Genomic DNA, 22,243 nt, shown 5'->3' with positions numbered 1-22,243 from the left:
AGCCCTGTAAGTCTGATAGTTCAGTCTATCACACGGCATACATCCGCTCTAACGCTACGGGCAAGGACATTTTGTAATAAAAATCATTCGCGCGCTTCACCTTTAACTCTTAATGTTGTATTTATAATGCAACTTATAAAAGGAGACAGGCCAATGAGCGCGACTGAAAAAGCGGGTCATACATTTTTAGCCAGCCTGGGCAAAACCCGTCTGCGTCCGGGCGGCGTTGAAGCAACAGAATGGTTGTTTAGCCAGTCACAGCTGACGCCCGGCAGCCAGGTGCTTGAAGTGGCGTGCAACATGGCCACGACGGCGATAGAGTTAGTTCAACGCTTTGGTTGTACGGTCTACGCTATCGATATGGATAAAACCGCGCTGTCTAATGCCAGAAATAATGTGGCAGCAAATGGGCTGGAAAATCACATCCATGTGATGGCTGCGAATGCCAGTACCCTGCCTTTTGCGGATAACAGTTTTGATGTTGTGATTAACGAAGCCATGCTGACAATGTATGCCGATAAAGCGAAGGCGAAGTTAATTGCCGAATATTATCGTGTGTTGAAGCCCGGTGGGCGCCTGCTCACCCACGATATTATGTTCACCGCCCAAAAACTGGGCGCGGGCGAACAGGGCCAGCTTGTCGATGTGGTGAAATCAAACGTTAGCCCAATGACCAGACAAGGCTGGCGTGATTTGTTTCTTAACTGCGGGTTCGAACAGGTCTTGCAGCAGAATGGCAACATGTCGCTGATGTCACCGCGCGGATTAATTCGTGATGAAGGGCTTACAGGGGCAGTTAAAATTGTGTTTAACGGCTTACGCACGAGCGAAAATCGTCGTCGGTTCCTGAAAATGTTTCGCTTCTTCCGTTCGCAACGTCATCAGTTAAACTACATTGCCTGCTGCTCTGTTAAGGGAAAATAAAAACAGGATGGGGCACTATTTATAAAATCAGTCAGCACATCTACGCGCTGACTGATTTGTTTAGATTAATTGTTACTGGTCGTACTTTGCTTATGAAACAGTTCGCGAAATACCGGGTAAATATCATCCTGGTCGCGGATATGCTGCATCGCAAAGTTATCAAAGGTTGATTGCAGATGTTCGTATTCACGCCATAAGGTTTGGTGAGCGCGGCGAGTGATTTCGATATAGCTGTAATAGCGTACCACTGGCAGCAGCTTTTTCGCCAAAATCTCATGACACAGCGGTGAATCATCTGCCCAGTTATCACCATCCGATGCCTGTGCAGCATAGATGTTCCACTGGGCAGGGTTGTAGCGATCTTTCACCACTTCATCCATTAACTTCAGCGCACTGGAGACAATGGTCCCCCCGGTTTCCTGAGAGTAGAAGAACTCGTGCTCATCCACTTCTTTCGCCTGGGTATGGTGGCGAATATAAACCACCTCCACGTTCTTATAGGTCCGGCTTAAGAACAGATACAGCAGGATATAAAAACGTTTAGCCATATCTTTGGTCGACTGATCCATCGAACCAGAGACGTCCATCAGGCAGAACATTACCGCCTGGCTGGAAGGGTCGGGGCGTTTTTCATAATTTTTGTAGCGTAAATCAAAGGTGTCGATAAATGGCACGCGTTCGATTTTTGCCCGCAGTTCGGCAATCTCTTTGCGTAACCGTTCCTCTTCCAGCAACTGCGCTGGTTCGCTTTTCGCGATGGTTTCCAGATCCGCTTCGAGAGCATGCAGTTCGCGACGCTTACCCGCTGTCATCGCCGTACGGCGCGCCAGTGAGTTTTGCAGGGATCGCACCACGCTAATGTTGGCAGGCACACCGTTAGAGGTAAAACCTGCCCGGTGTGTTTTATACTCCGTTAACTGACGCTGCTGATTCTGCTTCAGGTTAGGAAGTGCTAAATCTTCGAACAACAGATCAAGATATTCATCTTTAGAGATCTGAAAGACGAACTCATCCTGACCCTCACCATCCTGGCTGGCCTGGCCTTGTCCACTTCCTGAGCCGCCACCGCCGCCTTGTGGGCGTTCAATGCGGTCATTCTGCACAAAATGGTCGTTACCCGGATGTACGCGATGGCGCAGGCCACCACGTCCCTGATGAAACATTGGTTCGCTAATATCATCAGTCGGAATAGAGACAGATTCGCCGCTATCCACATCAGTCACCGAACGCTTGTTAATGGCCTCGGAGATCGACTGTTTAATTTGCGATTTATAACGGCGTAAGAAGCGCTGGCGGTTTACCGTGCTCTTGTTTTTGCCGTTAAGACGCCGGTCAATAAACCAGGTCATAAGCCCCCCGTACTGCCAACTGTTCGCCATGTCTGTAAGTGCCGGATGGCGCTGTCGCTATCCGGCCTACGGAACATTGTTTTGCAAGCCCGGTAAGCGCATGCGCCACCGGGCACTTATGTTAAGACGATTTACGTACGCGCAAATACCATTCGCACAGTAAACGCACCTGTTTACGCGTGTAGCCTTTTTCCATCATACGGTCGACAAAATCGTCGTGTTTTTTCTGCTCGTCAGTCGAGGTTTTAGCATTGAACGAAATGACCGGCAGCAGCTCCTCGGTATTGGAGAACATTTTCTTCTCAATAACCGTGCGTAGTTTTTCGTAACTGGTCCAGTTTGGATTGCGACCGCTGTTATTCGCTCTGGCACGCAGAACAAAGTTGACGATCTCGTTACGGAAATCTTTCGGGTTACTGATACCCGCCGGCTTCTCAATTTTCTCCAGTTCTGAGTTCAGTGACTCGCGATCAAACAGCTGACCGGTATCTGGATCGCGATACTCCTGATCCTGAATCCAGAAATCCGCATAAGTGACATAACGGTCGAAAATGTTCTGTCCGTATTCGGAATAGGATTCGAGATAAGCTGTCTGGATCTCCTTGCCGATGAATTCAGCATATTTCGGGATCAGGTAGCCTTTCAGGAACTCAAGATAACGCTCAGCTTGCTCCTGCGGGAACTGTTCACGCTCGATTTGCTGCTCCAGTACGTAGAACAGATGAACCGGGTTAGCTGCCACTTCGGCATGGTCAAAGTTAAAGACGCGAGAGAGGATCTTAAACGCGAAACGCGTGGACAGACCGTTCATTCCCTCATCAACCCCGGCGTAATCCCGATACTCCTGATAGGATTTCGCTTTTGGATCGGTATCTTTCAGGCTTTCGCCATCGTAAACGCGCATCTTCGAGTAAATGCTCGAGTTCTCAGGTTCTTTCAGGCGAGAAAGAATGGTAAAGCGAGAGAGCGTTTCCAACGTGCCCGGTGCGCAAGGCGCATGGGTCAGCTCACTGTGGTTAAGCAGTTTTTCGTAAATTTTGATCTCTTCAGAGATCCGCAGGCAATAAGGCACTTTGACGATGTAAACACGGTCAAGGAACGCCTCATTGTTTTTGTTATTACGGAACGTTACCCATTCAGACTCGTTCGAGTGGGCAAGAATAATCCCGTTAAACGGCAGGGCGGAGATACCTTCTGTCCCGTTGTAGTTTCCTTCTTGGGTGGCGGTCAGCAGAGGATGCAGCACTTTAATCGGTGCTTTAAACATCTCAACGAACTCCATAATCCCCTGGTTTGAGCGGCACAGTGCGCCCGAATAACCGTAGGCATCAGGATCGTTCTGGGCGTGGTGTTCGAGTTTACGAATATCCACTTTCCCGACCAGCGCAGAAATATCCTGGTTGTTTTCATCACCAGGCTCCGTTTTAGCGATTGCGATCTGCTCCAGAATAGACGGCCAGACTTTGACGACGCGGAATTTTGTAATGTCCCCGCCAAAATCATGCAGACGTTTAGCAGCCCACGGCGACATGATCGTACCGAGATAACGACGCGGGATCCCATACTCTTTTTCCAGGATCTGCGCGTCTTCCTGCGGATTAAACAGGCATAACGGATGATCGTTGACCGGGCTACGTTCGCCATTGGCGCTCAGGACATAAATCGGTACTCGTTGCATCAGCGACTTCAGCCGCTCAGCAAGAGATGATTTCCCCCCTCCCACAGGCCCCAGCAGATACAGAATCTGCTTCTTCTCTTCCAGACCTTGAGCCGCATGCTTCAAATAAGAAACAATCTGCTCAATGGCGTCTTCCATGCCGTAAAACTCTTCAAAAGCGGGATAGCGTGCAATTACCCGATTCGAAAAGAGTCGAGAAAGTCGAGGTTCATGGGCAGTGTCAACCATGACAGGCTCACCAATAGCCATTAATAGCCGCTCTGCCGCGTTGGCATAAGCACTGCGATCTTGCCGACAAGTGGTAAGAAACTCCTGCAGCGTGAACTCTTCGTCCTTGGCAGCTTCATAACGCTGGCGATAGTGATCGAATATATTCATGGTATGCCGTCCTTTCGTTTTTTAGCACATGTTAAGAGCCGTTCATATGAATAGTAGAGGCCCCTGAAGAGGTAAACTGAACGACGTCGCTGCTGAAGAAATAAGCAACTCTCATGCCATTTTAGTGGTCAGGAGATCAACGTATTCGGTGATACACCTTCTAAAATTAAGCGTAGATGGCATTTGCAAAACTTGCCTGTGTGCGCAAATGAATTTCAATGGCATATCAATAACTCATCAGCAAAAAAAGCACATCTTATGTAAAGAATTGGAGCGGGATTCATGCGGTGTTCACCGTGCTGCAAGCAAAATGTCATCACTCGCTGAGAAATTAGGGGGTTACATTCTGGGGTGAATACGTAAAATAGTTGGGCTGAAGCGTATTGGCGGTTACACTTTGACCGCTACACATTTGAATAAGGAATTATGGATTGTGACCAAACTCAAACTTCTGGCACTTGGCGTCCTTGCCGCAACCGCAGTTAGCACCGCACAGGCGGAAAGTCAGTGGACTGTTGGCGCGGGTGTTGGTGTGATTAACAGCCCGTACAAACAGTATGACCGCGATGTTTACCCTGTTCCGGTTGTCACCTATGAAGGCGATAATGTGTGGTTCCGCGGCTTGGGTGGCGGTTACTATTTGTGGAATGATACGGCAGATAAGCTTTCCATCATGGCGTACTATGATCCGACGCATTTCAAGCCGGGTGATAGCGATAGCCATGCTTTACGCCAACTCGACAAGCGTAAAAGCAGCTTGATGGCTGGCCTATCATATGTACATAACACCCAGTATGGTTTCCTGCGTACCGCACTGGCGGGTGATACCCTGGATAACAGCAACGGCTTTATCTGGGATCTGGCCTGGCTCTACCGTTACACCAATGGTGGTCTGACCCTGACGCCGGGTATCGGTGTGCAGTACAGCAGCGAAAACTACAACGACTACTATTATGGTGTGTCCAATCACGAGTCTCGCCGCAGTGGTCTGAATAGCTACAACGCTGACGATGGATGGGATCCGTACCTGGAGTTGACCGCGAGCTATAACTTCCTTGGCAACTGGAACGTGTACGGCACTGGCCGTTATGTGCGTTTGAGTGATGAAGTGAAAGACAGCCCGATGGTCGATAAGTCCTGGTCTGGCATCTTCTCGGTGGGTGTGACCTACAAGTTCTGATACTACTCGGTGTCAAACACTAGCCCGCATCTCTGCGGGCTTTTTTACGTCATTAAATTTAAGACAACCCCCAGATCATGATGGTGCAATTTGTGCACCCTAACAGGACACATGCACGTTGTTTTGCTTTACTGTGGTGCATTAACACAGGAGGGTGCGATGACAGCGAAACAGGTGACGTTTACAAACCAGGTATCGCTTCCTGCTATTGGGCAGGGAACATGGTACATGGGCGAGGATCCAAGCCGACGCCGGGATGAAGTGTCTGCGCTGCAGGCCGGACTGGATTTCGGCCTGCGATTGATTGATACCGCAGAAATGTACGCTGATGGTGCAGCGGAAGAGGTGGTGGGTGAAGCATTAACGGGACGGCGTGATAGCGCTTTTTTAGTCTCGAAAGTTTACCCATGGAATGCCGGTGGAGAGAAAGCCATTGCCGCCTGCGAAGCCAGCCTGCGTCGACTGAAAACTGATTATCTGGATCTCTATTTGCTGCACTGGATGGGCGATTTTTCATTTGCAGAGACCGTCGATGCCATGGAAACACTGATTGCGCAGGGGAAAATCCGCCGTTGGGGCGTCTCAAATCTCGATTATGATGATATGCAGGCGTTATGGCAGGTACCCGGTGGACGGGAGTGTGCGACTAACCAGGTGCTTTATCATTTAGCCTCGCGCGGTATTGAATATGATTTACTGCCGTGGTGCCAGCAGCAGCAGATGCCGGTCATGGCATACAGTCCGCTGGCCCAGGCGGGACGGCTGCGTGGCGATTTGCTTTCTAATTCCGTGGTGAATGACATTGCGCGCGTGCACAATGTTAGTGCTGCGCAGATTTTGCTGGCGTGGGTGATTCGTCAGTCGGGTGTAATAGCAATTCCGAAAGCCGCAAGCGTAGCGCATGTCGAACAAAATGCCGCCGCGCTGCAGATAACGCTCTCTGTAGATGAGCTGAAGCAGTTAGATAAGGCGTATCCGGCGCCAAAAGGTAAAACAGCGCTGGATATGGCCTGATTTGCCAAATGACGATGCTCACGCAGCTTATCAGGCCAACGGCTGCGTGTGGTTTGCATGCCGCATCCGGCATGTTGCACTGATTTGCCTGATGGCGCTGCGCTTATCAGGCCAACGGCTGCGTGTGGTTTGCATGCCGGATAAGGCGTTAGCCGCATCCGGCATGTTGTGCAGAGTTGTCTTAGCGTTTAGCAACACGAATAGTCTGCGCGAGGCGAGATGGTTTTTCTTCGGTGGTTTTCTGCGGAGCGGTCGCGTAAGCCGTTTCTACACAAACAAACGTTTTGTAGCCATCATCCGGCATGTCGCCCATACTGACGGACAGCGCCGGGCCAGGGTTCCAGCCCACGACATTCAGGTGGTGGTGGTGGACAACGTCGATATTGCGATTCAACGCATCATCATGAATCACGCTGCACGCTTCCGGATTCAGATAGACACGATCGGTGCGGTCCGGGAAGGTCTGGATACCATCAGCCAGCACATCTTCTTTAGCATCATTCACTTTATCGATCAGGCGATCGCCGAGACCACTAACTTTCACTGCCGCAATGTCACCAACGTTGAAATAGGTATGCAGTGCCGAGGTGGTTTCAAACTCACCGTGAGCTTCCAGCTCCATCTCACAGGTGGCTCCCACTTTGAAACGGGCCAGCAGGCAAAACTCGTGCGGCCAAAGCTGACGCGTTTCGGCATTGCTCTGCAGTTCAAACGTCAACACCACGCCATTGTCGTCTTCGTTGTGCGCTTTCAGCGTCCATGGCAAGTTACGGGCAAAACCATGCGAAGGCAGGCCCTGCTGAGCAGCCGGACCAAACCACGGCCAGCAAATTGGTACGCCGCCACGCAGCGCTACGCCGGTTTTAAACGGGGTATTGTTGCTTAACCACAGGACTTCCTCTTCGCCGTTTGGTTTCCAGGAAAGAAGATGTGCGCCCTGTAGCGCGAAAGACGCTTTAACCTGGGGGTGATCGACAACAAGAACCTCAAGCTCATCAAGCTGACGGCGGGAGAGGACAGGGGTAAGCTGTTCAATGACCGGGAGAGCGAAAATTTTGTTAATCATGATGCAATCCTTGGTATGTGAATATTTTGGTCATAAAAAAAGGCGACCGAAGTCGCCTTTTTGGATCAGATACTCATCTCAACTTATTTGGAGATGTGAGCAATCAGGTCCAGAACTTTGTTAGAGTAGCCGGTTTCGTTGTCGTACCAGGATACCAGTTTCACGAAGTTGTCGTTCAGTGCGATACCAGCTTTAGCATCGAACACGGAAGTGCAAACTTCACCGTTGAAATCGGTAGATACTACGTCGTCTTCGGTGTAACCCAGAACGCCTTTCATCGGGCCTTCGGAAGCAGCTTTGATTGCTTTCTTAATTTCTTCGTAAGAAGCAGCTTTTTCCAGACGAACGGTCAGGTCAACAACGGATACGTTCGGGGTAGGAACGCGGAACGCCATACCAGTCAGTTTGCCGTTCAGTTCTGGCAGTACTTTACCTACAGCTTTAGCTGCACCGGTAGAGGACGGGATGATGTTCTGGGATGCGCCGCGGCCGCCGCGCCAGTCTTTGTGAGACGGGCCATCAACGGTTTTCTGAGTAGCGGTGGTCGCGTGAACAGTAGTCATCAGACCTTCGATGATGCCGAAGTTGTCGTTGATAACTTTAGCCAGCGGAGCCAGGCAGTTAGTGGTGCAGGAAGCGTTAGAAACGATGTCCTGACCTTCGTATTTGTCAAAGTTAGCGCCTTTAACAAACATCGGAGTGTTATCTTTGGACGGACCAGTCAGAACCACTTTTTTCGCGCCAGCAGTGATGTGCTTACGAGCGGTTTCATCTGTCAGGAACAGGCCAGTAGCTTCAGCTACTACGTCAACACCAACTTCGTCCCATTTCAGGTTAGCCGGATCACGTTCAGCGGTAACACGGATTTTTTTACCGTTTACGATCAGATGACCGTCTTTCACTTCAACGGTACCGTTGAAACGGCCGTGAGTGGAGTCATATTTCAGCATGTAAGCCATGTAGTCAGCGTCTAACAGGTCGTTGATTGCAACGATCTCGATGTCAGAACGTTCTTGAGCAGCACGGAAAACAATGCGACCGATACGGCCAAAACCGTTGATACCTACTTTGATAGTCATATATTCCACCAGCTATTTGTTAGTGAATAAAAGGTTGCCTGTAAAATTACAAAAACCTTACGCAGCGTCAAGCGGAATCGTGTCAATCATTGCGACAAATCAATCTGCTGCCTAAGCTTTGCGCAACTGACTCGCCTCACTCTTCCTTTGGGCTTGAAACCACATGGGGTCGGCGGCCCGAATTTTAAAGGGCAATCAAGATAAAAACGTGATTCTGATCACGAATTGCAGGCTGCCATTTCGCAAGGATCAAGTTTAGAACAAAAGTTCGCACTCCGGTGTTAATGTTTTGTTAGAATCTGTCTCGCGATGTGAGTTTAGATAAAGCGAGATGTGAGCAAATGGCTAATCAACCTTCTCCAGAAGAACTGAAAAAAAATTTAACCGAAATGCAGTTCTACGTGACGCAGAATCACGGGACAGAACCGCCATTTACCGGGCGTTTGCTGCATAACAAGCGTGACGGCATCTACCACTGTCTGATCTGCGATAAACCGCTATTTCGTTCCGAGACAAAATATGACTCTGGCTGCGGCTGGCCCAGCTTTTACGAGCCTGTCAGCGATGAGGCTATCCATTACATAAAAGATACGTCACACGGCATGCAGCGCATAGAAATCCGCTGCGGAAACTGCGATGCGCACCTGGGACACGTCTTCCCGGATGGTCCGAAACCTACCGGTGAACGGTACTGCGTTAACTCAGCGTCTTTGAACTTCACTGATAGTGAAAACGGTGAGCAAACCAAGGGTTGAAGAAACGATTCAGCAAATTATTCTACGGAGAGTGGATTTAACATGAATCTTGATGAGATGATCAACAGTATGACGCCGGAAGTTTATCAGCGCTTATCGACTGCCGTTGAGCTCGGAAAATGGCCGGATGGGGTAGCGCTAACAGCAGAACAAAAAGAGAATAGCTTACAGTTGGTGATGTTATGGCAGGCGCGTAACAATATTGACGCGCAGCATATGACGATTGATACCAACGGTGAGATGGTGATGAAGAGCAAGCAGCAGTTGAAGGTTGAGTTTGGTATTACGCCCGAACCGATTGCGACGTTTAAATCCTGATTACCCTGGCCCGGCAGACATCGATGTCGGGCCTGCAGTTGATGTTATTTCTTATTCATCATCGCTTTCAGATCGGCGAACGGGTTGTATTTCGCTTCGCCTACGGCCTTTTGCGCATCTTCTCCTGCAACCACCGTTGAACCATACTGGTCCGCTTCCGTATATTTGGAATGCTCGTGATCGTGGCAGTACAGGCACAACATTTCCCAGTTGCTACCATCTTCTGGGTTATTCGAGTGATCGTGATCGATATGGTGTACCGTCAACTCGCGCAAATTTGAATACACGAATTCACGGGAACAGCGTCCACAGACCCAGGGAAAGAGTTTAAGCGCCTTTTCCCGGTAACCGACTTCCAGACGGGCGTAATTTTTAGGGATAAAAGCCATAAAGCTCATGCCTCCAGTAGAAAATGAAGAGCTGCGCCAAAAGCTGGCGCAGCAGAATGTGCTAATCATAACCTATTGTGTCAGGCGTTGGGATCAGTGTTTGATGCCTAACGAATCGGCTAACTGCTTCGCCAACTGGTTTTGGTCATCTGCACCGTATTCCCAGAACATGGCGCCTCCCAATCCTTTACTTTTGATGTAGTCGGCTTTGATCGCCACCGAACGCGGATTTTCATAGGAGAGGGCAAAAAGTGCTTTTCCATCTGCAGACTGCACCGACAGCCACGGCACTTTCGCTTCATCATCCCAATGTTGGCTAAAGCGTTTTTGCGGATCGTTGATCAACTTCGCCACGATATCGTTGTACTTCACGTAGGTATCTTTGCTCAGGTCGACGCCCAGTGATTTGAACAACTCAATTTGCGCAGGCTCGAAATAGGGCTGGGTAACAGGATTTTTCTGCGCGTCAGGTTTGCTCCAGTCAATGCCTGGTTCAACGGCGCGTTTTGGTACGCGTCCATAAAAGCCAATGCCCAGATTCATTTGGCTCGGTTTCAGACCGGCTGCGAGATAGTTACTGACCACAAAATCGGCGCTGTATTTATCCGCCGCGGCGACCGTCGGCCATTGCGTCGAATCATACAGGTTCGAGTTAAAATACTGGGTGCCGTAAGCCATGTCATAGGTCATCAGGTTGATGTAGTCGAGCGATGGTGCAATGGCTTTTACATCCACCCAGCTTTTCGGACTTTCTGCATTTGCGCCCACGGCGATGGTCAGCAGTTTTTTATGCCCCAATGCGGTCCGCAGTTCTGTTAGCAGCGCGGTAAAGTTAGCTCGGTCAGCCGGTTGGCTTTCGACCAGTCCCCAGGCTCCGTTAACCGGATATTCCCAGTCGAGGTCGATGCCATCCAGACCATATTTCGCAATTATCTCTTGCGCAGACTGAATAAACACTGCGCGCGTATCCTTCGTTGCCGCCGCACCAGAGAATCCACGCGCTCCCCAACCGCCGACGGAAAGTAACACTTTCAGGTTTGGATTTTGTTTACGCAGCTGTGGAATTTTCAGCAAATCATCCTGCACTTTCTGTGAAAGCCAAATTTGATGCAGTTTGCTGGCGTCTTTTAAGGCGTCATTGGTCTCGTCTTTTTCGTTGTTGTAGACAAGGCCAAACGAATAGTTGAGATGAGTTATCTGGCGAACATCCAGTTTATTGATGTCGCCGCCAGGACCGGCAGTGACGTCGCCACCGCCATTAAAGTAGCCAACTGACATCAGTGAATTGGCGGAAACAACGCTGGCGCAGAGCAAGGGTAATGCTGCCAACAAAGGCAATAGTTTCATCGGTGTTCCTCTTTGACATTTAAACAAGTAAACACGCCACGGAAATGGCGTGGCGAAAAAAACAGCACCCGCAGGTTAACAGTTTCATAACAGGAAAAATGCGAAGGGGTTCACGCCATTTTAGCGAAGCGGCTGCCAGGTTCACTTGGTTTTCAATTCATCTTTGCACTTATTTGTGATCTTGGTTGTGAAATGCAGATAATAATCTGTGTTTTAAAGATTTGATGTTGACCTCAAAAATTATATGGATAAGTATGATTGTCACTGATGCAAAACTGAACACAAAGGAAAATTCAATGAAAGCACTGGCAAGATTTGGCAAGGCCTTTGGCGGCTATAAGATGATTGATGTACCGGAACCAGTTTGTGGCCCGGATGACATCGTGATTGAAATCAAAGCGGCGGCTATCTGCGGCGCGGACATGAAACACTACAATGTTGATAGCGGATCTGATCAATTTAACTCCATCCGCGGCCATGAGTTCGCCGGTAAAATTGTCCGCGTTGGCGACAAAGTTAAGGACTGGAAAGTCGGTCAGCGGGTGGTTTCTGACAATAGTGGACATGTCTGCGGTGTTTGCCCGGCCTGCGAACAAGGCGATTTTCTGTGTTGTACAGAAAAAGTGAACTTAGGTCTCGACAACAACACATGGGGCGGAGGGTTCTCTAAATATTGCCTGGTGCCGGGAGAAATCCTCAAAATTCACCGCCATGCGCTGTGGGAAATCCCACAAGGCGTTGATTATGAAGAAGCGGCGGTGCTGGATCCTATCTGTAACGCCTACAAATCTATTGCTCAGCAATCCAAATTCCTTCCCGGCCAGGATGTCGTGGTTTTCGGCACCGGCCCATTAGGGCTCTTTTCCGTGCAAATGGCGCGCATTATGGGGGCCGTTAATATTGTGATGGTCGGGCTGGAAGAGGATGTTGCCGTACGCTTCCCCATCGCCAAAGACCTGGGCGCGACAGCTGTCGTTAACGGTTCGACCGAAGATGTGGTTGCACGTTGCCAGGAAATCTGCGGTAAAGACAATCTGGGGCTAGTCATTGAATGCTCTGGTGCCAATATAGCTCTGAAACAATCGATCGAAATGCTGCGCCCGAATGGTGAAGTCGTTCGCGTCGGCATGGGCTTTAAACCTCTCGATTTCTCCATCAACGACATCACCGCGTGGAACAAAAGCATCATTGGCCATATGGCCTACGATTCTACATCCTGGCGCAACGCCATACGCCTGCTGGCCAGCGGAGCGATCAAGGTCAAACCGATGATCACTCACCGTATCGGCCTGTCGCAATGGCGCGAAGGATTTGACGCCATGGTCAATAAAACCGCGATTAAAGTCATCATGACTTACGACTTTGATGAATAACATGTTTATTAAAAGGACGTTATCGCATGGAACAAATAGCAAAACCGCACTGCGGCGCCAGACTGGACAGGCTACCTGACTGTCGCTGGCATACGTCAATGTTTGCGATGGTTGCCTTCGGATTACTGGTTTGCTGGAGTAATGCCGTCGGCGGATTAATTCTCGCGCAGTTAAAAGAACTTGGCTGGACTGATAATTCCACCACCGCCACGTTCTCTGCCATTACGACGGCTGGAATGTTTCTCGGCGCGCTCGGTGGGGGAATTATTGGCGATAAAATCGGGCGTAAAAACGCATTTATTCTATATGAAGCGATTCATATTATTTCTATGATCGTGGGTGCGTTTTCACCCAATATGACCTTTCTGATCGCCTGCCGTTTTGTAATGGGAGTTGGATTAGGCGCGCTGTTAGTGACCTTATTTGCCGGGTTTACCGAATATATGCCTGGTAGAAATCGTGGTACATGGTCGAGTCGGGTCTCGTTTATCGGCAACTGGTCTTATCCACTCTGTTCGCTGATTGCGATGGGGCTGACGCCACTTATCAGCGCGGAATGGAACTGGCGCGTACAGTTGTTGATTCCTGCGGTGCTGTCGCTCATAGCAACGGTTATTGCCTGGCGCAGTTTCCCTGAGTCGCCTCGCTGGCTGGAGTCTCGCGGGCGCTACCAGGAAGCCGAAAAGGTGATGCGGGCAATTGAGGAAGGTGTCATTCGACAGACCGGTAAGCCGCTGCCACCAGTCGTAATAGATGATGATGGCAAACAACCGTGTTCTGTTCCGTACTCCGCATTATTAACAGGGGTGTTACTGAAGCGGGTTATTTTGGGTTCCTTTGTTCTGATTGCCATGAACGTCGTCCAGTACACCTTAATTAATTGGCTACCGACAATATTTATGACACAGGGCATTAATCTGAAAGACTCCATTGTCTTAAATACCATGAGTATGTTCGGCGCGCCGTTTGGGATTTTTATCGCCATGCTGGTAATGGATAAAATTCCGAGAAAGACCATGGGTGTAGGGTTATTAGTGTTAATTGCCGTGCTGGGATATATCTATTCACTGCAAACCAGCATGCTGCTGATTACGCTAATTGGTTTCTTCCTGATTACTTTTGTCTATATGTACGTTTGCTATGCCTCGGCAGTCTATGTTCCGGAAATATGGCCAACCGAAGCGAAACTCCGCGGTTCTGGTCTGGCGAATGCGGTAGGGCGTATCAGTGGTATCGCTGCGCCTTATGCGGTCGCGGTATTGCTTAACGGTTATGGAGTGACGGGTGTATTTGTACTGCTGGGTGCGGTCTCCATTATTGTCGCTGTCGCCATTGCTACCATCGGAATTGAAACCAAAGGCGTCTCTGTCGAAAGTCTCGGTATTGATGCAGTTACCAGCAAATAATATTGATGGGAAATAAAATGAAAAATTCAAAAGCGATATTAAAAACGCCGGGCACGATGAAAATTATTGCCGCCGATATCCCGGTGCCAAAAGAGCACGAAGTGCTGATTAAAGTGGAATACGTTGGAATTTGTGGGTCAGATGTTCATGGTTTTGAATCGGGGCCTTTTATTCCGCCGAAAGATCCCAATCAGGAAATTGGTCTGGGGCATGAATGCGCCGGTACGGTGGTGGCAGTAGGGAACCGTGTGACTAAATTTAAACCCGGCGACCGGGTGAATATCGAACCGGGCGTGCCGTGCGGTCACTGCCGCTACTGCCTGGAAGGGAAATACAACATCTGCCCTGATGTTGACTTTATGGCCACGCAGCCTAATTATCGCGGCGCGCTAACCCACTATCTGTGCCATCCGGAGAGCTTCACTTACAAGTTGCCCGATAATATGGACACCATGGAAGGCGCGCTGGTAGAGCCCGCGGCGGTAGGGATGCATGCCGCAATGCTGGCGGACGTTAAACCGGGCAAGAAAATCGTCATTCTGGGGGCGGGCTGTATTGGTTTAATGACCCTGCAAGCCTGTAAATGTTTGGGTGCTACCGACATTGCGGTGGTTGATGTCCTGGAAAAGCGTCTGACCATGGCCGAGCAACTTGGTGCGACGACCGTGATCAACGGGGCGAAAGAGGACACCGTTGTCCGCTGCCAGCAGTTCTCCGGAGATATGGGGGCCGATATTGTTTTTGAAACCGCAGGTTCAGCGATCACTGTTAAGCAGGCTCCATATCTGGTAATGCGCGGCGGGAAAATCATGATCGTGGGTACTGTACCTGGTGATTCAGCGATTAATTTCCTCAAAATTAACCGTGAAGTGTCTATTCAGACCGTTTTCCGTTATGCCAACCGCTACCCGGTCACGATTGAAGCCATCTCCTCAGGGCGTTTTGATGTGAAGTCGATGGTGACGCATATTTACGATTATGAAGATGTTCAGCGCGCGTTTGATGAATCCGCTAATAACAAATGTGAAATTATCAAAGGCGTTATTAAAGTAAATTATTAATCTATTGAAAAGGGAGAAATAACCATGCTGGCAGATATTAAATATTGGGAAAATGATGCTCAAAATAAACATTATGCGATTGCCCACTTTAACGTGTGGAATGCGGAAATGCTAATGGGAGTGATTGATGCGGCGGAAGAATCTAAATCGCCGGTAATTATCTCCTTCGGTACCGGCTTTGTGGGTAATACCTCGTTTGAAGATTTTTCGCATATGATGGTTTCTATGGCGAAAAAAGCCTCGGTGCCGGTTATTACCCACTGGGATCACGGACGCAGCATGGAGATAATCCATAACGCATGGGCCCACGGCATGAATTCACTGATGCGTGATGCTTCCGCTTTTGATTTCGAGGAGAATATTCGCCTGACCAAAGAGGCGGTCGATTTCTTCCACCCGCTGGGTATTCCGGTCGAAGCAGAGCTGGGCCATGTGGGTAATGAAACGGTCTACGAAGAGGCGCTGGCGGGTTATCACTACACTGACCCAAGCCAGGCGGCTGAGTTTGTCGAGCGTACCGGCTGTGACTCGCTGGCGGTAGCGATTGGTAACCAGCACGGCGTCTACACCTCCGAACCGAAACTGAACTTTGACGTGGTTAAACGAGTGCGTCAGGCGGTATCCGTTCCGCTGGTGCTGCACGGCGCGTCCGGCATTAGCGACGCGGATATCAAAAAAGCCATTTCATTAGGCATTTCGAAAATCAATATTCACACCGAACTGTGCCAGGCCGCAATGGTGGCGGTGCAGGAGAACCAGGACCAGCCGTTCCTGCACGTTGAACGTGAAGTACGTAAAGCCGTAAAAGCGCGCGCGCTGGAGAAAATCAAATTGTTTGGTTCAGACGGTAAAGCGGAATGACAATATGGATAATATCGAGGCTATTTGTATAGGGGCGGCAATTGTTGATATTCCCTTGCAACCAGTGAGTAAAAATATCTTTGATGTTGACTCTTATCCATTAGAACGAATAGCTATGACCACGGGAGGTGACGCTATTAATGAGGCGACGATTATTTCTCGCCTCGGCCATCGCACGGCGTTAATAGGCCGGATAGGTGACGATGCTGCGGGGCATTTTATTGTCGACCACTGCCGTCGGGAGAATATTGATATTAAAAGCCTGAAGCAGGATGCTGATATTGATACTTCCATTAACGTGGGTTTAGTCACCGCTGATGGTGAACGTACCTTTGTGACTAACCGTAACGGCAGCTTATGGAAACTGAATATAAACGATGTTGATTTTGACCGTTTCTCTCAAGCAAAGCTGCTGTCGCTGGCGAGTATTTTTAATAGCCCGTTGTTGGATGGTGATGCACTGACGGCAATTTTCACTCAGGCGAAAGCGCATAAGCTCATTATCTGCGCGGATATGATTAAACCGCGACTGAATGAAACGCTGGACGATATCCGTGAAGCGCTGAGCTACGTGGATTATCTGTTTCCCAATTTTGAAGAGGCAAAACTGCTCACTGGGAAAGAGACGCTGGATGAGATTGCCGACAGTTTTCTGAACTGTGGCGTGAAAACCGTCGTGATTAAGACCGGCAAGAGAGGCTGTTTTATCAAGCGTGTTGACATGAAAATGGAGGTCCCGGCGGTGTCAGGAATTACCGCCATCGACACCATCGGCGCGGGGGATAACTTTGCTTCAGGATTTATCTCCGCGCTGCTAGAAGGCAAACCGCTTCGCGACTGCGCGCTGTTTGCTAATGCAACGGCGGCAATATCGGTACTGAGCGTGGGTGCCACGACGGGTGTGAAGAACAGAAAGCTGGTTGAACAACTTCTTGACGAATACGAAGGGTAATAGCGGCAGATGAAAATGATTCCTTTAGGAAGTACGGATATTACGCTTTCCCGCATGGGATTAGGCACATGGGCTATTGGCGGTGGTCCGGCATGGAATGGCGATCTCGATCTGCAGATTTGTATCGATACCATTGTTGAGGCGCATCGCTGCGGTATCAATCTGATTGATACCGCGCCAGGCTACAACTTTGGCAACAGTGAAGTGATTGTCGGTCAGGCGCTGAAAAAGCTGCCGCGCAGCGAGGTAGTGGTTGAAACCAAATGCGGCATCGTCTGGGAGCGAACAGGCAGCCTGTTTAACAAAGTGGGCGATCGCCAGCTGTATAAAAACCTCACGCCTGAGTCTATTCGCGAAGAGGTTGATGCCAGCCTGCAAAGATTGGGTATCGACAGTATTGATATCTATATGACCCACTGGCAGTCGGTCGAACCCTGTTTTACGCCGATTGCGGAAACCGTAGACACGCTGAACGCACTGAAAAAAGAGGGGAAAATCCGTTCGATTGGTGCGGCAAACGTCAATGCCGGGCATATCAGGGAGTATCTCAAACACGGTGAGCTGGATATTATCCAGGCCAAGTACAGCATTCTTGACCGGGCGCTGGAAGCTGAACTGCTGCCGCTATGTCAGCAGAATGGCATCATCGTGCAGGTATATTCACCGCTTGAGCAGGGGTTGTTGACCGGTACTATCGCCCGAGATTATGTTCCTGGCGGCGCGCGGGCTAACAAGGTCTGGTTTCAGCGGGAAAATATGTTGCGGGTGATTGATATGCTTGGGCAGTGGCAGCCGCTTTGTGAAAAATACCGCTGCACAATCCCCGCACTAGCTCTGGCGTGGATTTTAAAGCAAAGCGATTTGATCACCTTACTGAGTGGCGCAACCGCACCTGAACAGGTTCGCGAGAATGTCGAGGCGTTAACCATTCCCCTGACAGATGATGATTCATTATTGATGAGGCGAATGGCGGAAGCGTTGGATATAAATTAATTCAGATAGGATTGACCTCTGTTTCTGTGTAAAAGAGTATTAAAATCTGTGATTCAGACATGTTCTTTTGAAAATAAATATAGCCTGTGAGATACTAGGGTCTTATTATTACTTTGCAGGAAACAGAGGTATCATCGTGGCGGCAAAAGACAGGATTCAGGCCATTAAGCAAATGGTGGCTAACGATAAGAAAGTGGTGGTATCTAATTTAAGTTCAATCTTTCAGGTGACTGAGGAAACGATTCGCCGCGATCTTGAAAAACTGGAAGATGAAGGTTTTTTGACCCGAACATATGGCGGTGCAGTGCTCAATACCACTGCGTTGTCCGACAATATTCATTTTTATAAGCGTGCAAAATCTTTCTTCGAAGAAAAGCAGATCATTGCACGTAATGCATTACCGTTTATTAAAAATAAGACCACAATGGCTGCCGACTCCAGCAGTACCGCGATGGAATTATTAAAGCTGTTGAAGGAAAGAAACGATCTGACGTTGCTTACCAATTCGGCTGAAGCATTTCATGAGCTGGCGCAGTCAGAAATTAACGTGGTCTCTACTGGCGGTGAGCTGAATAAGAATACGCTGTCGCTGCAGGGAAGAATCACCAAGGAGATTATCAGCCGCTATCATGTTGATATCATGGTGATGAGCTGCAAAGGTTTGGATATGCAGAGTGGGGCGCTTGATTCTAATGAAGCGGAAGCGGAAATCAAAAAAACCATGATCCGCCAGGCGACTGAGGTTGCCTTGTTAGTTGATCACTCAAAGTTTGATCGTAAAGCTTTCGTTCAGCTAGTGGACTTTAGCCATATTAATTACCTAATAACCAATAAGGCACCGGGTGCAGAGTGGATTGCATTTTGCAAAGAGAATAATATTCAACTCGTTTATTAACTATAGCGAGGGTTGTGTCGATATTATTTTAGTTTGCACCTGGGAAATGCCATAAGAATCTAATGATGATGGATGGCGCGGCAAAATTGCTTCTGCCGCGATCGCCATACTTTCTATTTAGCTGAATTTGAGGCATCCAGATGGAACAATGTGACCCTATCGGCGCAAGATTAGATCGCTTACCTTTATCTCGATTTCATTTTCGTATTTTCGGCATTATTAGTTTTAGTTTGTTAATAACCGGTTTTCTCAGCTATTCCGGGAATGTGGTATTAGCAAAATTAGTCAACACTGGCTGGTCAAACAATTATCTAAATGCCGCGTTTACCTCAGCGCTGATGTTCGGCTACTTTATCGGTTCACTAGCCGGCGGCTTTATTGGTGATTATCTCGGTCGACGCAAAGCGTTCCGCATTAATTTGTTAATCGTCGGGGCCTCAGCCTGCGCTGCAACGTTTGTGCCCAACATGTACTGGCTTATCTTCTTCCGCTGTCTGATGGGGATTGGAATGGGGGCGCTAATTATGGTGGGCTATGCCTCATTTACAGAATTCATTCCACCCGCGGTACGTGGGAAATGGTCTGCCCGTCTGTCATTTGTCGGCAACTGGGCACCTATGCTATCTGCGGCAATTGGCGTCGTGATCATTGCACTTTTAAGCTGGCGGGTGATGTTTCTGCTCGGTGGCATGGCAATGCTGTTGGCCTGGTATCTGTCGGGAAAATACTATATTGAATCCCCACGTTGGCTGGCTGGTAAAGGGAAGAGAAGCGAAGCTGAAAAACATCTTATGCAGGTTGAATCGCAAATTGAGCTAGAAAAAAACATCACTTTACCATCCTGCCGGAACGAATGCCCGTCGGCGGATTTAAGCACGGCAAGTGGTTCATTTTGGCTATTGTTTAAGGGGCCAATGTTGCGCTGTACACTGGTGGCGATCACGGTGCTTATCGCAATGAATATTTCGCTCTACACCATTACGGTATGGATCCCGACTATATTTGTTAATTCGGGAATCGATGTAACGAAATCCATATTTATGACCGCGATAATTATGATTGGCGCGCCAGTTGGGATATTTATTGCCGCGTTAATTATCGATCGCTTTCCACGGCGATTGTTTGGCTCATTCTTGTTGATTATTATCGCATTGCTCGGGTATTTCTATTCACTTCAAACTGAAGAGTGGGCCATTCTGAGCTACGGGCTGGTGATGATTTTTTTTCTGTATATGTATGTCTGCTTTGCCTCTGCAGTTTATGTCCCAGAACTATGGCCCACGCACCTAAGATTGAGAGGATCAGGTTTTGTTAATGCGGTGGGAAGGATTGTCGCTGTGTTTACGCCCTATGGCGTCGCTATTTTGTTGACCCGCTATGGCTCCGTTACGGTCTTTATCGTGTTAGGAGTAATGTTGGTTCTATGCGCGCTGATTCTTTTTTGTTTTGGCATCGAAACACGCAAAGTATCGCTGGAAGAGATTTCAGCGCTGGCCTGAGATAACGCGCCGACAGGAGTGACCCTGTCGGCATCGCTTACGGTTGGGTTTCCAGCCAGTCATCCAACGTATACAGCGTTGCACCCGCCGCCGCCATTTCTATAAAGGCGTTTTCACTGTCCTGGGGTTGAATATTAACCCCACGGCAGCCGTCGGTAATAACGCTGACGGTGTAGCCAAGATCGAGCGCATCCAGTACGGTGAATTTAACGCAATAGTCGGTTGCCAGACCCATGATGATGAGCTCGGCAATGCGGCGTTCGAGTAGCCATGCATTCAGCGCGGTAGCCTGACGACGACCGTTATCAAAAAACGCACTATAGCTGTCGACCAGCGGGTTCTCACCTTTAGTGAACGTTTGAGTTATCGCACGCTGGTTCAGCAGCGGATGCAGGGCTGCACCTGCGCTGTTTTGTACGCAATGATCGGGCCAGAATGTCTGCGCCAGTCCATCGAGTTGTCCCTGGCTGTAGGGCTCGACCTGATGCTGGCTGGCAAAACTGCCGTGATTAGCCGGGTGCCAGTCCAGACTGGCAACGACCATGTCGCCGCGTAAGGCACACCAGTCAATCAGACGGTTGGCAATATCGATTGTGCTGTCACCTTGTGGGACCGCGAGGGCACCACCGGCACAAAAGTCATTTTGTAAATCGACCAACAGTAAGGCTCGGGCCATGGGCATAGACTCCTTTAATCGTCAGGCGTGAGCTCACCACGCAGATTTTGCGTCATCGCTTCACGGATCGTCTGCGTATCCAGTCCCTGACTCAGCAAATAGTGCAGTTTGGTGAGTGTGGCTTCGACGGTCATATCCGCGCCGCCAATCACGCCAGCATGCGCTAGCGCATTGCCTGTCGCGTAGCCCCCCATGTTCACCTTGCCGGACATACACTGCGTAAGGTTCACCACCACAATGCCACGCGAACTCGCATCTTCAAGTTCTTTCAGGAACTCTTTATTCTGCGGCGCATTCCCCACGCCGTAGGAGCGCAAAATTAATGCTTTTACAGGTTGGCGCAGGAAGTTGCGTACTACATCAGCGGAGATCCCAGGATAAATGGTGACCACGCCAATCGGTTGCGGAGTGATAGGATGCACAATCAACTCACCTGTACCGTGAGGTGCGGGCGGAGTTCCCAGCCGACGAATGTGGATCCCGGCTTCCAGCAGTGGTGCAAGGTTGGGTGAGGCAAACGCGTCAAAACCATCAGCATGCGCTTTAGTGGTCCGGTTGCCGCGAAACAATCGATTGTTGAAAAACAGGGTAACTTCATTGATCGGGTAATTTGCTGCAACGTACAACGCATTCAGCAAATTGATTTGTCCGTCAGAACGTAGTTCTGCTAATGGGATTTGTGACCCTGTCACAATGACCGGCTTGCCCAGATTCTCCAGCATAAAAGAGAGCGCCGAAGCCGTAAACGCCATGGTGTCAGTGCCGTGCAGAATGACAAAACCATCGTAATCGTCGTAGTGCGCTTTAATGTCTTCCGCAATATGCTGCCAGTCTTCCGGCGTCATATCGGAGGAATCCATCAGCGGGGCGTATTCGTGGATGGTGAAGTCTGGCATCTCCGGACGGTGGAATTCAGGCATCAATGCCAGCTGGCGCTGCAGATGACCGGAAACGGGAATATAACCCTGTTCTGAGCGCTGCATACCAATGGTACCGCCGGTATAGGCAACGTAAATTGATTTTTTCTGCATGACTTTTCTTCTGTCTCAA

General features: G+C 49.3%; 21 protein-coding genes. 13 read left to right on the top strand and 8 right to left on the bottom strand.

Annotated elements, in window-relative coordinates:
* Positions 1-153 precede the first annotated feature (153 nt).
* Positions 154-924 carry a class I SAM-dependent methyltransferase gene (locus tag OGV98_RS11165; RefSeq protein WP_003846666.1) on the top strand — a complete coding sequence of 257 codons (771 nt, stop codon included), beginning with the start codon at positions 154-156 and terminating at the stop codon, positions 922-924.
* Positions 925-989: 65 nt separating this feature from the next.
* Here OGV98_RS11165 and OGV98_RS11160 read toward each other — a convergent pair whose 3' ends face one another.
* Together OGV98_RS11160 and yeaG are read right to left on the bottom strand one after the other, a co-directional pair.
* Entirely contained in the window at positions 990-2,273 is a 1,284-nt protein-coding gene (locus OGV98_RS11160; RefSeq protein ID WP_003030708.1) for a YeaH/YhbH family protein, read from the bottom strand.
* Positions 2,274-2,394: 121 nt separating this feature from the next.
* Positions 2,395-4,329 carry a protein kinase YeaG gene (gene yeaG, locus OGV98_RS11155; protein WP_003030707.1) on the bottom strand — a complete coding sequence of 645 codons (1,935 nt, stop codon included), beginning with the start codon at positions 4,327-4,329 and terminating at the stop codon, positions 2,395-2,397.
* Positions 4,330-4,762: 433 nt separating this feature from the next.
* On the opposite strand from yeaG, the gene OGV98_RS11150 reads away from it, so the two are divergent.
* On the top strand, positions 4,763-5,509 hold the full coding sequence (locus tag OGV98_RS11150) for a MipA/OmpV family protein (RefSeq protein ID WP_003030706.1): 747 nt from the start codon (positions 4,763-4,765) through the stop codon (positions 5,507-5,509).
* Between the two features lie 159 nt (positions 5,510-5,668).
* Complete coding sequence (locus OGV98_RS11145; RefSeq protein WP_202580528.1) at positions 5,669-6,523, top strand: aldo/keto reductase; 855 nt, start codon at positions 5,669-5,671, stop codon at positions 6,521-6,523.
* 181 nt (positions 6,524-6,704) lie between these two features.
* Here OGV98_RS11145 and OGV98_RS11140 read toward each other — a convergent pair whose 3' ends face one another.
* Both OGV98_RS11140 and gapA read right to left on the bottom strand, forming a co-directional pair.
* Positions 6,705-7,589: a D-hexose-6-phosphate mutarotase gene (locus tag OGV98_RS11140; RefSeq protein WP_003846660.1), complete on the bottom strand. Its 885-nt coding sequence runs from the start codon at positions 7,587-7,589 to the stop codon at positions 6,705-6,707.
* A gap of 83 nt (positions 7,590-7,672) precedes the next feature.
* Complete coding sequence (gene gapA, locus OGV98_RS11135) at positions 7,673-8,668, bottom strand: glyceraldehyde-3-phosphate dehydrogenase (protein WP_003030697.1); 996 nt, start codon at positions 8,666-8,668, stop codon at positions 7,673-7,675.
* A gap of 341 nt (positions 8,669-9,009) precedes the next feature.
* On the opposite strand from gapA, the gene msrB reads away from it, so the two are divergent.
* Positions 9,010-9,423 (top strand): peptide-methionine (R)-S-oxide reductase MsrB, encoded by a 414-nt coding sequence (gene msrB, locus OGV98_RS11130; protein ID WP_003030695.1) that lies wholly within the window; start codon positions 9,010-9,012, stop codon positions 9,421-9,423.
* A gap of 42 nt (positions 9,424-9,465) precedes the next feature.
* The gene (locus OGV98_RS11125) at positions 9,466-9,741 is read left to right on the top strand and encodes a YeaC family protein (protein WP_003030693.1); all 276 of its coding nucleotides are present in this window, start codon (positions 9,466-9,468) and stop codon (positions 9,739-9,741) included.
* A 44-nt stretch (positions 9,742-9,785) separates the two neighbouring features.
* Here OGV98_RS11125 and yajD read toward each other — a convergent pair whose 3' ends face one another.
* On the bottom strand, positions 9,786-10,130 hold the full coding sequence (yajD, locus tag OGV98_RS11120) for an HNH nuclease YajD (RefSeq protein ID WP_003832478.1): 345 nt from the start codon (positions 10,128-10,130) through the stop codon (positions 9,786-9,788).
* A gap of 93 nt (positions 10,131-10,223) precedes the next feature.
* Positions 10,224-11,477: a chitinase ChiD gene (chiD, locus tag OGV98_RS11115; RefSeq protein WP_181825601.1), complete on the bottom strand. Its 1,254-nt coding sequence runs from the start codon at positions 11,475-11,477 to the stop codon at positions 10,224-10,226.
* Between the two features lie 296 nt (positions 11,478-11,773).
* Between chiD and OGV98_RS11110 the strand changes: the two genes are divergently transcribed.
* From OGV98_RS11110 to OGV98_RS11075, 8 genes are all read left to right on the top strand, one after another.
* Entirely contained in the window at positions 11,774-12,850 is a 1,077-nt protein-coding gene (locus OGV98_RS11110) for a zinc-binding dehydrogenase (RefSeq protein ID WP_044700068.1), read from the top strand.
* Between the two features lie 26 nt (positions 12,851-12,876).
* A complete protein-coding gene (locus OGV98_RS11105; RefSeq protein ID WP_003840874.1) occupies positions 12,877-14,256 on the top strand; it encodes an MFS transporter in 1,380 nt (459 codons plus the stop codon).
* A gap of 17 nt (positions 14,257-14,273) precedes the next feature.
* Positions 14,274-15,317 carry an NAD(P)-dependent alcohol dehydrogenase gene (locus OGV98_RS11100; protein WP_202580527.1) on the top strand — a complete coding sequence of 348 codons (1,044 nt, stop codon included), beginning with the start codon at positions 14,274-14,276 and terminating at the stop codon, positions 15,315-15,317.
* A gap of 24 nt (positions 15,318-15,341) precedes the next feature.
* Positions 15,342-16,178 carry a ketose-bisphosphate aldolase gene (locus OGV98_RS11095; RefSeq protein ID WP_003840876.1) on the top strand — a complete coding sequence of 279 codons (837 nt, stop codon included), beginning with the start codon at positions 15,342-15,344 and terminating at the stop codon, positions 16,176-16,178.
* A 4-nt stretch (positions 16,179-16,182) separates the two neighbouring features.
* A complete protein-coding gene (locus OGV98_RS11090) occupies positions 16,183-17,130 on the top strand; it encodes a carbohydrate kinase family protein (RefSeq protein ID WP_286551465.1) in 948 nt (315 codons plus the stop codon).
* 9 nt (positions 17,131-17,139) lie between these two features.
* Entirely contained in the window at positions 17,140-18,123 is a 984-nt protein-coding gene (gene ydjG, locus OGV98_RS11085; protein WP_003846646.1) for an NADH-dependent methylglyoxal reductase, read from the top strand.
* A 136-nt stretch (positions 18,124-18,259) separates the two neighbouring features.
* The gene (locus OGV98_RS11080) at positions 18,260-19,018 is read left to right on the top strand and encodes a DeoR/GlpR family DNA-binding transcription regulator (RefSeq protein WP_003030679.1); all 759 of its coding nucleotides are present in this window, start codon (positions 18,260-18,262) and stop codon (positions 19,016-19,018) included.
* 140 nt (positions 19,019-19,158) lie between these two features.
* On the top strand, positions 19,159-20,517 hold the full coding sequence (locus tag OGV98_RS11075) for an MFS transporter (RefSeq protein WP_003840879.1): 1,359 nt from the start codon (positions 19,159-19,161) through the stop codon (positions 20,515-20,517).
* Positions 20,518-20,554: 37 nt separating this feature from the next.
* Here OGV98_RS11075 and pncA read toward each other — a convergent pair whose 3' ends face one another.
* Together pncA and ansA are read right to left on the bottom strand one after the other, a co-directional pair.
* Positions 20,555-21,193: a bifunctional nicotinamidase/pyrazinamidase gene (gene pncA, locus OGV98_RS11070; protein WP_376740926.1), complete on the bottom strand. Its 639-nt coding sequence runs from the start codon at positions 21,191-21,193 to the stop codon at positions 20,555-20,557.
* A 14-nt stretch (positions 21,194-21,207) separates the two neighbouring features.
* Positions 21,208-22,224, bottom strand: a complete 1,017-nt coding sequence (ansA, locus tag OGV98_RS11065; RefSeq protein WP_003030673.1) for an asparaginase — start codon at positions 22,222-22,224, stop codon at positions 21,208-21,210.
* Positions 22,225-22,243: the final 19 nt, after the last annotated feature.

This window comes from Citrobacter sp. Cf136, from assembly GCF_030333815.1.
Lineage (GTDB): Bacteria > Pseudomonadota > Gammaproteobacteria > Enterobacterales > Enterobacteriaceae > Citrobacter > Citrobacter freundii.
This window is presented reverse-complemented; position numbering and strand designations above follow the sequence as displayed.